This is a genomic window from Bradyrhizobium sp. SZCCHNPS1003, assembly GCF_032381555.1.
GTDB lineage: Bacteria > Pseudomonadota > Alphaproteobacteria > Rhizobiales > Xanthobacteraceae > Bradyrhizobium.
Genome location: NZ_JAUHIU010000027.1, coordinates 1 through 13,358, shown reverse-complemented (window position 1 = coordinate 13,358; position 13,358 = coordinate 1). Strand labels below are relative to the sequence as shown.

The 13,358-nt window shown below is 61.8% G+C and carries 12 protein-coding genes and 2 pseudogenes; 8 read left to right on the top strand and 6 right to left on the bottom strand.

The genetic code is table 11. The features are described from left to right. From QX126_RS31000 to QX126_RS30985, 4 genes are all read right to left on the bottom strand, one after another. On the bottom strand, positions 1–522 hold the full coding sequence (locus QX126_RS31000; protein ID WP_315736019.1) for an arsenate reductase (azurin) small subunit: 522 nt from the start codon (positions 520–522) through the stop codon (positions 1–3). Between the two features lie 176 nt (positions 523–698). Next, a complete protein-coding gene (locus tag QX126_RS30995) occupies positions 699–2,009 on the bottom strand; it encodes a sigma-54 dependent transcriptional regulator (RefSeq protein WP_315786084.1) in 1,311 nt (436 codons plus the stop codon). Beyond that, entirely contained in the window at positions 1,999–3,459 is a 1,461-nt protein-coding gene (locus QX126_RS30990; protein WP_315786081.1) for a HAMP domain-containing sensor histidine kinase, read from the bottom strand. Before QX126_RS30990 ends, QX126_RS30995 begins: the two co-directional genes overlap by 11 nt. Further along, entirely contained in the window at positions 3,456–4,205 is a 750-nt protein-coding gene (locus tag QX126_RS30985; protein ID WP_315786079.1) for a PhnD/SsuA/transferrin family substrate-binding protein, read from the bottom strand. The genes QX126_RS30990 and QX126_RS30985 overlap by 4 nt, the downstream gene beginning before the upstream one ends. Before the next feature lie 366 nt (positions 4,206–4,571). Between QX126_RS30985 and QX126_RS30980 the strand changes: the two genes are divergently transcribed. From QX126_RS30980 to QX126_RS30955, 6 genes and pseudogenes are all read left to right on the top strand, one after another. Next, a complete protein-coding gene (locus tag QX126_RS30980) occupies positions 4,572–4,937 on the top strand; it encodes a metalloregulator ArsR/SmtB family transcription factor (protein WP_315736027.1) in 366 nt (121 codons plus the stop codon). After that, positions 4,930–5,457 carry an arsenate reductase ArsC gene (locus QX126_RS30975; protein WP_315786165.1) on the top strand — a complete coding sequence of 176 codons (528 nt, stop codon included), beginning with the start codon at positions 4,930–4,932 and terminating at the stop codon, positions 5,455–5,457. The genes QX126_RS30980 and QX126_RS30975 overlap by 8 nt, the downstream gene beginning before the upstream one ends. Before the next feature lie 3 nt (positions 5,458–5,460). Next, a complete protein-coding gene (arsB, locus tag QX126_RS30970; RefSeq protein ID WP_315736029.1) occupies positions 5,461–6,516 on the top strand; it encodes an ACR3 family arsenite efflux transporter in 1,056 nt (351 codons plus the stop codon). Further along, entirely contained in the window at positions 6,513–6,914 is a 402-nt protein-coding gene (arsC, locus tag QX126_RS30965) for an arsenate reductase (glutaredoxin) (protein WP_315736031.1), read from the top strand. The genes arsB and arsC overlap by 4 nt, the downstream gene beginning before the upstream one ends. A gap of 320 nt (positions 6,915–7,234) precedes the next feature. Continuing rightward, positions 7,235–8,989 carry an arsenical pump-driving ATPase gene (arsA, locus tag QX126_RS30960; protein WP_315786076.1) on the top strand — a complete coding sequence of 585 codons (1,755 nt, stop codon included), beginning with the start codon at positions 7,235–7,237 and terminating at the stop codon, positions 8,987–8,989. 43 nt (positions 8,990–9,032) lie between these two features. Then, positions 9,033–9,644, top strand: a pseudogene (locus QX126_RS30955) (type IV secretory system conjugative DNA transfer family protein); the annotation flags it as partial. Between the two features lie 226 nt (positions 9,645–9,870). On the opposite strand, the gene QX126_RS30950 reads toward QX126_RS30955, so the two are convergent. After that, a complete protein-coding gene (locus tag QX126_RS30950; protein WP_315736036.1) occupies positions 9,871–10,128 on the bottom strand; it encodes a hypothetical protein in 258 nt (85 codons plus the stop codon). Between the two features lie 243 nt (positions 10,129–10,371). Between QX126_RS30950 and QX126_RS30945 the strand changes: the two genes are divergently transcribed. Continuing rightward, positions 10,372–11,046, top strand: a complete 675-nt coding sequence (locus tag QX126_RS30945; protein WP_315736038.1) for a Spy/CpxP family protein refolding chaperone — start codon at positions 10,372–10,374, stop codon at positions 11,044–11,046. Between the two features lie 161 nt (positions 11,047–11,207). Continuing rightward, positions 11,208–11,369 (top strand): annotated as a pseudogene (locus tag QX126_RS30940) (DUF3141 domain-containing protein); the annotation flags it as partial. An 852-nt stretch (positions 11,370–12,221) separates the two neighbouring features. On the opposite strand, the gene QX126_RS30935 reads toward QX126_RS30940, so the two are convergent. Further along, positions 12,222–12,890, bottom strand: a complete 669-nt coding sequence (locus QX126_RS30935; RefSeq protein WP_315777872.1) for a DUF1963 domain-containing protein — start codon at positions 12,888–12,890, stop codon at positions 12,222–12,224. Positions 12,891–13,358 lie beyond the last annotated feature (468 nt).

Below are 13,358 nucleotides of genomic sequence, written 5' to 3'. Positions count from 1 at the left end.
TCACAGAACGTTGGAAAGCCGGCCGTACAGGAGCTCGTCCACACCGTCGGCGTAGATGTCGCCCTTGCCGTCGATCCGGAGCTGGTATTGCGCGAGGTTCTGGGTGGCGTGACCCCAGATCTGCTGTCCTCCCTTTTCGACGTCGTAGCGTCCATAGTGACCGGGGCAGCTCAGCGACCTATCCTCCTTCGAGTAGCTCAGAGGGAAGCCCTTGTGCGGGCACACGGTCGAGAACCCAACGATATCGCCGTCGGGACCAATTCCGCCCTCCACGCGGGTGCCGAGCTTGATCAGCACGCCCGGCGCGTCCGCATCCGGATACGCCACGTCCATGGGCTCATTCGTTTTGAGCTGAGACACGTTGGCCAGGCGGCTCGATGGATATGCGACGCGGGCTTGGGACGGGGCAGCCTGAGCGGGCGTCGACATCGCGCTCGCGGCCACGGCGCCGGCGGCGGCCACCGTTGCGCCGCTTAGAAATCGGCGCCTGCCGGCGTCGACCATCAGATCGCACTTTTTCATGAGGGCTTCTCCCGGGTGATGCGCGGATCATTGGGCTGATCCGTTCATCTCTGGACTTCAATTCCCGGGCCAGAAGCGCGAACGGTCTAAGTTCTTGAAGTCTCTAGGACGCGCTGCAGCAAGCCGTCCAATTATCCGAACGTTCACAAAGCGAGATGTTCAGAATACTGAACGTGTCAGACCGCGTTGATGCCGAAACGGCGCATGCGATCCCACAGCGTGGTTCGCGAGACACCGAGCAGCTTCGCCGCTTCGGCGATCTGCCCGCCCGTATCCTTGAGCGCGCGCTCGATCTCCTGTTGTTCCGCGGCGTCACGCGCCTCGGCGAGCGATCTTCCGGACGGCTGGCTCGCGCTGCGCATCGTCTCGGGAAACAGATCGACCGGCATAAGCCATGGGCCCGTCGCCAACGCGACCGCCCTGTCGAGCCGATTCCGCAGCTCGCGCACGTTGCCGGGCCAGGGGTGAGCCAGAGCGGCACTTTCGGCGCCGCTACTCAGTCCGCGCAGGTCCGGATTTGCGCTGGCAAGTTCGGTGAAGAAGCGATGCATGAGAAGCTGAATGTCTTCGGGCCGCTCGCGAAGCGGCGGAATCGCGACCGCGACGACGTTGATGCGGTAGTACAGGTCTTCGCGAAATCGCCCCGCAGCGACTTCCGCCGCGAGATCCCGGTTGGTGGCACAAACGACGCGCGCCCGGAACGGGACGATGGCTTCGCCGCCCAGGCGGTAGAAGCGGCGTTCGTCGAGCAGCCGAAGCAGCTTTGCCTGAAGTTGCAGTGGTAGCTCCGCGACCTCGTCGAGAAAGAGGGTCCCGGATTGGGCACGCTCCGCATACCCGAGGTGCCTGCTGTTGGCGCCCGTGAAGGCGCCCTTCTCGTGTCCGAAGACCTCGCTCTCGAGCAGACTGTCCGGGATGGCGGCGCAGTTGACTGCCACGAATGGCCGGGAAGCGGCATCCGAAATGTTGTGGAGGTGGCGTGCGCAGACCTCCTTGCCAGAGCCGGTCTCGCCGGTGAACAGCACAGGCGTATTACGGCCGGCCATGCGGGCGAGCAGTTCCTCGATGCGGCGCATCTGCTGCGACAGTCCCAATACGCCGTCCGGAACCGCCGGCCTACGGCCGATCAGAGCGCGGGCGCGCGATATCAGATCGTCGAGTTCGAATGGCTTGGTCACGTAGTCGCCCGCGCCGGCCCTGATGAGAGCCACCGCATGGTCGATCTGGCCGTATGCGGTCATGAACAGAAACGGCGGGGCGGCACTTTCGCCGCTCACTTTCCGGAAGATGTCCTCACCCGACATGTCCGGCAAACGGATGTCGCAGATGACAAGATCGGGGGCACCTCGCCTCAGGCCCGCGAGAGCTTCCTGGCCGCTGCGCCACCACTCGACCTTGCAGCCCTCCAGCTCCAGGTACTGGTTGAGGGATTCTCCCATGATCGGATCGTCTTCGATCACAGCGATGGACACTGACTCAGGCAACATTGCGCTGCTCCTCCCCCGAGCCATCGGGTATCGCTATGGAGATCGCCGTTCCGCCGCCGGCCGGATGCTCGACTCGGATGGAGCCGCCGACTTCCAGAACGAGACGCCGAATGATCCAAAGGCCAAGGCCGGGCTCTCCGGGCCGTGGCGCGGCATCCGCTTCACGGCTTTCGAGGTAGCTGACCCTATCCTGGTCGAGTCCGGCGCCTTCGTCGCTCACTGTCAGGACTAGGCTGCCGTCCACCAGCCCCGCTTCGAATGCGATACGGCCGGCGGGCGCGCTTGCTTGGCACGCGTTGAGCAGCAGATTAAGCGCGGCCTGACGGACGGCATTCGCTCTGACGGGAATCTCGCCGGGAAGCTCGTTCGCCCACGACAGCGAAAGGTTTCTGCGATCGAGCTCGGGACCGATCAGAAGACGCAGGTCCTCGATGTCGCTTGGCTTGAGCGGACGCATCGCGGTGTCGACACGGTGGGTCACCAATGCGGACCTCACGACGTCGCGGATGCCCGCGAGCCCCCGCTCGAGAAGAGAGAGTGCACGCTCCCGAACCCCAAGCTGATGGCCATGTCGCCGGAGCGTCTCGATCGCGTTGAACATGCCTCCCAGCGGATTGTTGATTTCGTGGGCCATCCCGGAGGCAAGACGGCCGAGGCTAGTGAGGCGTTGCTCTTCCGCGACGCGAGCAGCCAGCGCCTCACGCTCGTTCCATGATCGCACCATCATGTTGTAGTGTCTGAATAGGCGACCGAACTCCGAACTGGGCGGTCCGACATCCTCATCTGCGATGCACAGCAGTTCGCCGGACTGCCCCCGCCTGAAATGCGTGGTCAAGAGCTGCACCGGTCGCAGCATTCTGCGCACCGCGATGAAGCCGACCGCCGCGACGAGCATAGTGATGGCGATATTGGTCGCGACCAACGTCCAGAGCACGTCCCGCCGCTCCTTGAATCGAGCGCCGACGTCGAATTGGGTGTAGATCACCCCGATGCGACGCCCCTGATCGAGCAGCACGCGGCGGACGCCGGCACGCTCGGCCTGCTCGTCAAGCCAGCTATCGTTTGCGTCCGCAAACCGATCGACGATCGACTTCGGCACGGGTGCAAAGGCCGGCACGGTACGGGGATCGAAGGAAGCCAGGACGATGCCGTCGGGTTCCGCCACCACCGTCTCGAGAATTGTCAAGCCGCGGTACAGTGAACGAGCGCGGTCGAGATTGTCGAACGTCTCCCAGGCGTCCCCACGGATCACCCCAGGCATCACCGACGACGAAAGCCCGTCCAGGTAGGCGGCGGTCAATTCCCGGAAATGGCGATCCTGGGTTTCGGCGAGCCTCTTGAGCACCTGATCTGTGAGCACCACCCCGATGGCGACCATGAGCAGCGCCACAAGCGCAGGGACCTTGATCACGACCGGCAGATTCGATCTCAGGTCGAAGCGAGCGCTCATCCGAGGCTCCGAACATAGTTCATCTTCGCCCCAATCGTGTCGAACAGGGATGGATCGCTTCTCGTGAAACCGTCGAGATGCAGCATCTGCAGCACCCGACGGGCTTCTGGATCGGAGGACATCCCGACGAATGCGGCGGCCAGGTCATCGACCGAAAGCCCGCTCGGGCGGTTCTTTCCGCACGCCACCGGCGGAAATCCTAGCCATTCCGATTGTCGCAACACGCGAGTCGGAGTGGTTAGATCGGGCTCTACGATGCTGAGGACTTCCCACACGTAGCCGTCGACGGATCCGCTGTCCGCCAGCCCGGAGGCGACTGCGCGGACGACATTGCGATGACCATAGGTGAAGAAGTGATGCCTGAAGAAATCCTCCGGCTTGGTGTGCAGATCCGTGAGGAGGGCTCGCGTGACGAGGAAGCCGGAATTGCTGTCGGGATCGGAGAACGCGTGCGTGTCGCCCTTCAGATCCTCGAACGAGTCGGCCTTGCGGCGGGCGTCGACGATTACGTAGGACTGGTAAAGTGGGCGGCCCTTCCACACCGGTACCGCTACCAGATCGAGCTGCTCGCGAAATTGGACGTAGGGGTAGCCGCAGATCCAGGCCGCATCAATTTGTCCGTTTACCAGGAGGAGCGTGATCTCCTGGTAGGTTCGGCGCGTGAGGATCTGGACTTCCCTGCTCCAAATGCGCTCAAGATAAGAGCGAAGTGTCGCCAACAGCTCCAGGTCGGAAGTCAGAAGCACGGGCGTGAGCCCAATCTGCACCGGCCGCGGATCAGCCGCTACGGCGTGTCTGCCCTTAAGAGCAATCGTACTCGCCGCTAGTCCGGATAGGACTACGCGCCTCGTGACTCGCTTTCTATTCACATGTGATGCAGGGGCCTGCCTTTGACGCAAACCCATGGCGATCCCTCCTAGAGCATCGTCGCCCCTTTTTTCTTAGAGAGTATCGAATGGCGTCTGGCGCGGCAACGAATATGACAGGCATGTGACGGTGAGGTATTGAGATAGCTCAAGCAACAGCTCACCGGCGCGCGTCTCAAGGACCTGCGGGAGCTCAGCGCCACTCTGTGGTTGACAGAGTACTGTAATATCCATAAGTCTAGAAATATGGATAATGAAGAAGCGGTCTTGGCGCTCGCCGCGCTCGCTCAGCCCACTCGGCTGAACGCATTTCGTATTCTGGCAAGTCATGAGCCGGAGGGTCTGTCGGCCGGAGAGCTTGCTCGCGCCCTGGAAGTTCCCCAGAACACGCTCTCGGCGCACCTTTCGATCCTTTCAAGGGCGGACCTCGTCACCTCGGAGCGCCACAGCCGGTCGATCATCTATCGCGCCAATCTTGCCGAATTCCAGAAGGTGGCGCTGTTTCTGCTGCAGGACTGCTGCGGCGGCCGGCCGGAAGTCTGCGCACCATTGATTGAAAGCCTTGCGCCTTGCTGTCCTCCGAAAAAGAAAAGGGAGCGAAGCCGTGTCTGATCACCTCTACAACGTTCTCTTCCTCTGCACCGGCAACTCCGCCCGTTCAATCATGGCGGAATCGATCCTGCGAAAGGATGCCGGCGGCCGCTTCCGGGCGTTCTCGGCAGGCAGCACGCCGAAGGGCGCGGTCAACCCGCTGGCGCTACGCACTCTCCAAAGCCTGGACTATCCGACCGACGGCTTGCGCTCGAAGAGCTGGCTCGAGTTCGCCGCCCCCGATGCACCCGTCATGGATTTCGTCTTCACCGTCTGCGACAACGCCGCCGGTGAGACCTGTCCGGTGTGGCCTGGACAGCCGATGACCGCTCACTGGGGCATCGAGGATCCCGCCGCAGTTGAAGGTACTGATCTCCAGAAGGAGGCGGCATTCGTGACCGCCTTCCGGTACCTGAAGAATCGCATCGGTACCTTCACCAATCTTCCTCTGCGCAGCATCGACAAACTGTCGCTCGGCACCAAGTTGCGCGAGATCGGCCGGTCGGAAGGCGCGAGTTCATCCCGCAACGACGTGGCCTGACACATGAGCATCTTCGAACGTTACCTCACACTTTGGGTTGCCCTCTGCATCGTCGCCGGCGTCGTGCTCGGCCACTTCATGCCTAGCTTCTTCGGAGTGGTTGCAGCCGCGGAAGTGGCCAAGGTCAATTTGCCAGTGGCAGTCCTGATCTGGCTGATGATCGTGCCGATGCTGCTGAAGATCGACTTCGGTGCTTTGAGCCAGGTCCGAGAGCACTGGCGCGGCGTGGGGGTTACCCTGTTCATCAATTGGGCCGTCAAACCGTTCTCGATGGCGCTTCTCGGCTCCTTCTTCATCGGCAACGTGTTCGCGCCGATGCTGCCGTCCGCGCAGATCCCATCCTACATCGCGGGTCTGATCCTGCTCGCAGCCGCTCCTTGCACCGCGATGGTGTTCGTCTGGTCGAACCTGTGCGAAGGAGAGCCTCACTACACGCTCAGCCAGGTCGCATTGAATGACGTGATCATGGTCTTCCTGTTCGCGCCGCTGGTGGGGCTTCTGCTCGGTGTAGCCTCCATCAGCGTTCCCTGGGCGACGCTTCTGCTCTCGGTCGTCCTGTACATCGTTGTGCCGGTCGTCGTAGCGCAGGCCTGGAGGACGTCCCTTCTCGCCGCTGGCGGTGGTGCCTTCGAGCGGACCATGCGGAGGCTGCAGCCATTGTCGCTTGTTGCTCTGCTGGCGACGCTAGTTCTGCTGTTCGGTTTCCAAGGTGAGCAGATCGTCAAGCAGCCGGTCGTGATTGCGATCCTCGCCGTGCCGATTCTGATCCAGGTCTATCTCAACGCCGGTCTCGCCTACTGGCTGAGCCGGCGCTTCGGCGTCGCCTGGTGCGTCGCTGCACCTGCGGCGCTGATCGGCGCCAGCAACTTTTTCGAGCTCGCGGTTGCTGCTGCCATCAGCCTGTTCGGACTAGACTCCGGAGCTGCGCTTGCGACCGTGGTGGGCGTGCTGGTCGAAGTGCCCGTGATGCTGTCGGTGGTCCGCATCGTGAAGGCGACTCGCGGCTGGTATGAATCCGGAGCGAATGCGGCCAAGCCCGCGATGGAGGCTCACAGATGACCATTACGATCTACCACAATCCAGATTGCGGTACGTCCCGCAACACGCTCGCGATGATCCGGCAGAGCGGCATCGAGCCTGAGATCATCGAGTACCTCAAGACGCCGCCGTCGCGCGATAAGCTCCAGGAGCTCATCACCACCATGGGAATTCCGGTTCGCGACCTGTTGCGCGAGAAGGGAACGCCCTACAAAGAACTCGGCCTCGGCGATCCGAAGTGGACCGACGACGAACTGCTGGATTTCATGATCGCACACCCGATCCTGATCAATCGCCCGATCGTCGTCACGCCGAAGGGCGTCCGGTTGTGCAGACCGTCGGAAGCGGTCATCGACCTCCTTAACGGCCCGTTCGGGCGGTTCGTCAAGGAGGATGGCGAGGTCATCGAGCCCAGATGAGCCGGTACAACGACCGCATTAGATCGCTCGGTCGAAGGCGATGCCGGGCGCAGTGTCCGACGGCTTAATCGCTAGAGGGCGGGCCTCAGGCGTGCCCAGAACACACCATCGATACCTATTTTGTTGTTGCCTCGTAGCCCGTTGGTCACTCCCATCCGTTGATCCATCGCAACAGAGGAGCTCGCGGCGTTGCTATTGAATCTCCGCAGGTATCCCATCGCAAAGCGATGCAACGATGCGGTCATTTTGAACGCAATGCTCGTCGCACCCATCGGACTGACGGCAATTGCATGACTGCAGCGTCTGCAGGACAGCTTATTATGTCTCACTTTCGCGCGCTGAACGCCCCGACGCCGTATCTGTTTTTCACCGGGAAGGGTGGTGTCGGTAAGACGTCGCTTGCATGTGCCACCGCTGTTGGCCTCGCCGACCGTGGACTACGCGTTCTTCTCGTCAGTACCGACCCGGCGTCGAACCTGGACGAGATGCTCGAAGTCACTTTGACTGATCGCCCAGCGCCGGTGGCAAACGTGGCCGGACTTTCGGCGATGAATATCGATCCCGAAGCTGCTGCCGAGAGCTATCGCACCCGGGTCCTCGAACAGCTCGGACCGGAAGTCACCGCCGGTGAGCGGTCGACTGTGCGCGAGCAGCTCTCCGGAGCTTGCACCACCGAAATAGCCGCCTTCGACGAGTTCGTGGGACTGCTGGACGGCGATATGGCAGGATTCGATCACATCATATTCGATACGGCCCCGACTGGCCACACTCTACGGCTGCTCAGCCTGCCAAAGGCATGGACCGGCTTTCTCAAGGACAATGACCGAGGAGCGTCCTGCCTCGGGCCGCATTCAGGCTTGAAGATGCAGGAGGACCGCTTTCGCAAGGCGCTCCAGGCCTTGGGCGATTCCGAGCGGACCACTATCGTTCTCGTCACCCGCGCCGACAAGGGGGCCATCCGTGAGGCGGCCAGAACATCGGGCGAACTCGATGCGCTCAATCTCTCGAACCAGCTCCTCGTGGTGAACGGGCGCTTCCACGCGGCGGATCGAACTGACGTCGTCGCGACTGCCCTTGAGCGGGATCAGGACGAGGCACTAGCGGCAATGCCTGCGTCGCTCACGAAACTTTCGCGAGACGAAATCCCGTTGCTTGGTTTCGACATCGTGGGTCTGACGGCTCTGAGGGCGCTTCTGTCGCCCTCCAGCCAGCCTTCAGTTGCTGCGAGCATGCCGAACCTGGAACCGGTTGACCTGCCGGGCCTGGACCGGTTGGTCGATGACATCGCGCGGGATAAGCACGGCCTCATCATGGTCATGGGCAAGGGCGGCGTCGGAAAGACGACGATTGCTGCCGCCATTGCCGTGGGATTGGCCAAGCGGGGTCATGCCGTCCACCTCAGCACCACCGATCCCGCAGCTCATGTCGCTTTCGTGGTCGATGGCGCCATGCCTGACCTCACCGTTGACCGGATCGACCCTCGGGTCGAGACGGAGCGGTATGTCGCGAAAATCCTGGCAAGTCGGGGTCGTGATCTGGACGAGCAAGGCAAAGCTCTGCTGCTCGAAGACCTCGCTTCGCCATGTACCGAGGAAGTCGCCGTCTTCCATGCCTTCTCGCACATTGTTGCGGAGGCCCGTAGCGACTTCGTCGTGCTCGATACGGCGCCCACGGGCCACACGCTACTCCTGCTGGATGCGACCGGGGCCTATCATCGCCAGATGACAAGCCAACTTGCGCCAAGCGGAGCCGGGCGTATCGTCACCCCGCTAATGAGGCTGCAAGACCCCACCTACACAAGGGTGATCCTGGTGACGCTGCCGGAGACGACTCCGGTTTCAGAGGCCGCTGCTCTTCAGGAGGACTTGCGGCGCGCCTGCATTGAGCCATTCGGTTGGGTAATCAACAAATGCCTGATTGCATCGGGAACTCACGATCCCCTGCTGCGATCGCGACTCGTCAGAGAGCGGACTCAGATCGCTCGCGTTCGGAACGGCCTCGCAGAGCGGGCATTCATGATCGGTTGGCGAACCAAGTCTCCTGTTGGCGTGAGGGAGCTTGCGGCGCTGTCGTGATGACGGCGTCTCCCGACCTACGCGACCGGCGGCGAGATCGAAGTGGGCGGCCACGCAGTGGGTGGCTTGGAGGCTCGGTTACCAACCTCAGCTTGGACAACCATGGTTCGAGCTGATCTCGGGAGTACCCATCTACTTCCCGCCAGCATTCTTCTGGTGGTGGTACGCCTATGACGCGTATGCGCCGCAGGTCTTCGTAGAGGGGGCTTACATCGCGTCGTCTGGCGGATTCATCTCGATCACGGTTGCCGTTGGCATGTCGGTATGGCGGGCGCGCGAAGCCAAGACTGCCGCGACCTACGGTTCAGCTCGCTGGGCGACGCATCAGGAGATTCGGGCTGCCGGCCTTACCGGCCCTGATGGTGTCGTGCTCGGGCGTTTCGAGCAAAATTACCTGCGTCATGATGGACCGGAACATGTGCTGTGCTTCGCGCCGACCAGGTCCGGTAAAGGCGTCGGTCTGGTGGTGCCAACGCTGCTGACCTGGCCGGGCAGCTGCATCGTTCACGACATCAAGGGCGAGAACTGGACCCTGACCTCGGGCTTCCGAGCCCAACACGGCCGGGTCTTGCTGTTCGATCCGACCAACGCGAAGTCAGCCGCCTATAATCCATTGCTGGAGGTGAGGCGCGGCGAGTGGGAGGTGCGTGACGTGCCGCTGCACCTTGACGAGTTCGACCTGTAGGTCGTGCAGCGCGGCGCGATAAGTCTTGCCGCTTTCGTGTTGTGCGGGTCGTCTTTTGGATGATTTCGACATTTGCTGACATCTGATGGCGTAGGCTCAAAAATAGCTCGCGCCTGACTTGGTGTCAGTCGGAATCAATATCGGCTGATTGGGTGCGGCGACCCGCAGGGGCGTCGCACCTACTCAACCTCGCAGCTCACCGCTCCTTGTCGCCCATGTGATGCGGCGTCGACGTCGCGGGTCCGCCGCGGTAGTGGTGACCGCCGGTGCCCTGGGTCTTGGTGGAGACGCCGACCGTCTCCTTCTTGCCCATATGGTGGGGGACTTCGGTCTTCGGCCCTCCCTGATAGTGATGGCCGTTCTTTTCGGTGTCGGATGATCCGGTCTGCGCCATCGCTGGCAACGCAATGAGCGACAGGGCCGCGGCAGCGGCAAGAATTTTGGGAAGGGTCATATTGGCTTCTCCATTGTGAAACTTGGACGACAGATGTCGGGTCGCGGTCTCGCGTGAAGATCCCAGACGAAGCTCGTTTGCGCTGTGAAAAAATCCACATCAGCGAACGGATCGCTGACGATAAGAAACCGCGCAGGAAGCAATTTAGAGTTGGGATCGCTTCTGAGATTGACTTGCATCAATCGGTAGCCGGTAAAAATCGGCACTCATTGCGACCAATCAACTGATCAGCGGGAGGGTTCCATGAAACGTCTGGCACTGCCTGTCGCATTGCTGCTTGCAACGGCGAGCACAACGTCCTGGGCGCAATCGGCCGCCGATCACGAAGCGCACCATCCTGACCAGAAGGGGGCGCCCGCCGCCGCACAACCTCAGTCGCCTGCCGGCCAGCCCGGAATGATGGGACAAGGCATGATGGGTGGCAGGGGCATGATGGGCGGCAACATGCCCATGGCGAACATGATGGGGATGATGGGGCAATCGGGCGCTGAAGGGGGCTGCGCTGGCATGAGCGGGTTGGCCACCATCGACCGGGTCGAGGGCCGGATCGCCTTCCTTAAGACCGAGCTCAAGATCACCGATGCGCAGGACGCCGCCTGGAATGCCTTCGCCGACGCACTCCGCACCAACGCAAAGAGCCTTGGCGAGGTGCGCGCCTCGATGATGCCGCAGACGGGGGCTGGGCAGCAAGGCTTGGTCGATCGTCTTGCGCTGCAGGAGAAGTGGCTGGCTGCGCGCCTGGAAGGCACCCGCGCGATGAAGTCGGCGCTGACAAACCTCGTCGGCACCCTTTCCGACGAACAGAAGAAAACCGCCGACGAACTCCTGGCGCCACATATGGGCATGAACGCGATGGCGCGCATGATGCCGTCCGGCCAGATGCAACCGGGAATGATGACGCAGGGTCAGGGACGGTAAGGCTCCGACTCGCCCATTGGAGGGCTGCCATGGCCCACGCTTTCCTCCCTGAGACCCTCCGCGAACGCAGATCGCAGGCTGGTCCAGTGGTCAGGCCATTGGCGGATTCTTCCGAGCCGGCCGCCGGTGCCGCTCCGACGGCCGCCATCGGCGTGTGGCCTGGCGACAACATCACGCCGCCCCATCAGGCGCTCGGCTGGATTCCGAGTGTTTACTCCGACACGGACGACCTGAAGCGGGCGGGCCAGCGCATCGTCTATCTCATCAACCCGCATGTCGGGCATCTCGGCATGTTCGTATCCGCGAGCGTCGCGCGTCTCGACTGAGCCGCGCTCTCTAATCCCAATCAACTCTGTCAAACAGCCTGCTGCTCGTCGCAGCGTTGCTCACGGTCATGCCGCCGCGATCCCGCGGCTTGATCGGCCCGAGCTCTGCTGCAGTTGGCGTCCTCGTCAGATGAGAGGGCGCGGGGAAGGCCGGGTGCTGGTCGCACCCGCGGTCCGCGTGCAGCAAAAAAGCACGCGGCAGAACCACAGGTACGGCCGAACATCCGGCCTTCCCCGCGCGATGGCTTTACGGCTTATACGCGATCTCCCCGGGGACCGGCTGTCTTGCCCCCGTCGCCCGCCGCGCTCGTCATGAACGCCGCGACCTTGGCGCCAGCATCGGGGCGCCAGGACCACGCGACTTCGCCGTCCGCAGCTCATCAGTCGTCGCGCAAAAGCGCCTGACGAAGCCGCGGCCACCGCATCCCCGCCTCACGTGCCGTGACGATCGCGATACGCCCCTCTCGGCGAAGCAGGATGGCGGGAATAAAATCACTGATTTGGGGGTGGTGTCAATAAATATTCTGGTATTCAGAATTTATGGCTTGCGCCGCTGTCGTGCCGCATCAGTTGATCACATGAGTTGGCCGCCATCAAACTCACCATTGATGACGACCTGCTTCCCGAGCACGACGAAACATCGCCGCTTGGCGCTCGCAAGAAACGCGCGGAAAAAAGTGCAGCGTCAACGTAGTCCCAATCTAAACTCTGACTGAGAGCCCGCTCCGATGGCACAGCCGGTCTATCACCAGCTCCGGAAATCCTAGAGCGTTCGGGCAATCGCGTCGTGCCAATTGCAGCTGAATGCAAGAAGGCGATATGCACTTCCGCTCGTCCGCTATCGGACTTTCAATAACACTGCCAGTCGAATGCCCATTTCCGTGGGTCGCGTTGGCTGCGGGCGAAATACGCAGTGCCGCTGTCTCCCCACATCCAGCCAGCCTCGCTTTCGCTATCGATTTGGATGGCAAACGAGAAGTCGTCATCGCTGTCCTGATGGTACCACCACGGCTCCGACTGAACGCAGCTGGGCCAACCTCCCAATTTGGTCGCATGTATGCGTGGGAAATTCATTTCATAATAAGTGTCGCGGAGATTGTCTGGAAGGTCGAGCGGCAGGAGATCGTGCGTCGGCGAGTCGGGTGTGACATTGCTCCAGAGAACTTGGGTGTCACGGATGGTGGAGCCGTGTGACGGCGCAACGAGCGGGACAAGCGCGTCAACAGAAGGATACGTCCTTAAGCACCAACTCGCTCCCTTTCCTTCACCCGGATCTCGCAGCCACGGAAACTCGGCCTCCATGAAGTGGAACGAAATGAACAAGGCAATGAGTTCAATATCGGCGAGGCTGTTCGGACGCCAGGGAGCCTCCGTCAGGTTCAGTTGGCACAGGGGCCAGAGCGGCTTTTCGCGCCACGTCGGCCAATGCTCCCCGGGTAAGCAAACATCGACCCGGCCAAAGACCGAGGCGAGCTGGTTCCTATCTGGTGAAAGGGAGCCACCAACCTTGATCGGCACACACGGTCGTTCAAGCTGCCGCTGCCATTCGATCCACTCTGAGGCACTCGATGTTGGCATTGAACCGGTCCTTCGCTACGGCGGTCCCGGATATGTGACACAGCTCCTTGGCCCAGTCATGGTCGTTTGGTCATCCATGGGCATGTCTGGCATGGGGTAAGGGCGGCAGGAGCCCGTCGGAGAAAAAATGCAGCGTCACCGTAACCCGGTTTCCACAAAGCCGCAGCGGCTTTCCGATCGACTTTGGGGATGATGGTGACATTGTACTCGGAACCTGGTGGGGAATACGGTGCAGTGCACGAAACTCTGATTGATCGTTTGCTTTCGCCTGCTCTCGAGTGACGCCCTGTCGCTTCCGCCCGGCTGAATGCGCCAGGGGTTACGGTGACGCTGCTGGACTGCACCCCTTAAGTGAGACACGATAATTTCTGTGACAGGCATTTCGAGGATGACCTGTGGCAGCAAGAG